Source organism: Klenkia terrae (genome assembly GCF_900491935.1).
Classification (GTDB): domain Bacteria; phylum Actinomycetota; class Actinomycetes; order Mycobacteriales; family Geodermatophilaceae; genus Klenkia; species Klenkia terrae.
Map to the genome: position 1 here is coordinate 1 of NZ_UEXK01000010.1, position 1,001 is coordinate 1,001.

Sequence of the window (1,001 nt, forward strand, 5' to 3'; positions counted from 1 at the left end):
CCGCCGACCCACCGGTCGCCGCCCAGCTGACCCCGCAGCTGCTGGCCCTGGCCAGCGACGGGGGGTCGCACTCGGTGACGATCGTGCTGGCCCCGGAGTCCCTCGGCGAGGTGCACCTGCAGCTCACGGTGACCGGGGACCAGGTCTCGCTGGCGATGTCGGCCGGCCAGGACGGCAGCCGCGGTGTGCTGGCCGACGCGATCCCCGAGCTGCGCCGGGACCTGGCCGCGGCCGGGCTCACGCTGACCGACGCCCAGGTGTCGACCGGCCAGGGTGGCCAGGCCGGCTCGGGCTCGTCGCAGGCCGGTGACCAGCGCTCCGCGCCCACCACTCGGTGGGGACAGGTACCGACCGGCCCCGCGACTGCCGATGAGGACAGCAGCACCACCAGTACCACCCGCACCAACCGCGGCGGAGCGGCGTCACCCGGCGTCGACGTCCGCGTCTGAGGAGGAGAAGCCATGGCCGTCGTCGGCACCACCGGGAACGTGATGTCCCTCGCGGGCGCGCAGAGCCCGGCCAGCAGCTCGGTCGGCGGCACCGGGATGGACAAGGACACCTTCCTCAAGCTCCTGGTCGCCCAGATGAAGTACCAGGACCCGTCGGCCCCCACCGACTCCAGCGCGTTCGTGACCCAGACGGCCACCTACTCCCAGGTGGAGGCGCTGCAGAAGCTGACCGACCAGAACGCCTCGATGCTGGCCATGCAGCGGGCCTCGAGCGCCGGCGCCCTGGTCGGCAAGACCGCCACCTACGTGGGCGAGGACGGCGTCGCCCGGACCGGCGCGGTCGCCTCCGTGATCCTCGCGACCGACTCCGCCGAGGCCACCGCCGTGATCGGCGGGCCGGCCATCCCCTCTCTCTTATACACACCTGACGCTGCCGACCATTCTCCCTGCGGTGATCTCGGCGGCCGCCCGCTCTCCGAAAACAAAAACATCCTGCAACACCTTCCCCACCCACCACCTGCACCCTAACTTGCCCTTCGTCCGCAGCCGCAA

At 71.9% G+C, this 1,001-nt stretch carries 2 protein-coding genes; both read left to right on the forward strand.

The features are described from left to right. The coding region (locus tag LFA75_RS23600; protein ID WP_225236156.1) for a flagellar hook-length control protein FliK at positions 1-449 on the forward strand (449 nt) is incomplete at its 5' end. A gap of 12 nt (positions 450-461) precedes the next feature. Then, complete coding sequence (locus LFA75_RS23605) at positions 462-977, forward strand: flagellar hook assembly protein FlgD (protein ID WP_225236157.1); 516 nt, start codon at positions 462-464, stop codon at positions 975-977. The last annotated feature ends 24 nt before the right edge of the window (positions 978-1,001 follow it).

Bases quoted from the DNA above. Each gene is read 5' to 3' on its own strand.
- LFA75_RS23605 (WP_225236157.1), top strand. From the start codon at position 462: ATGGCCGTCGTCGGCACCACCGGGAACGTGATGTCCCTCGCGGGCGCG.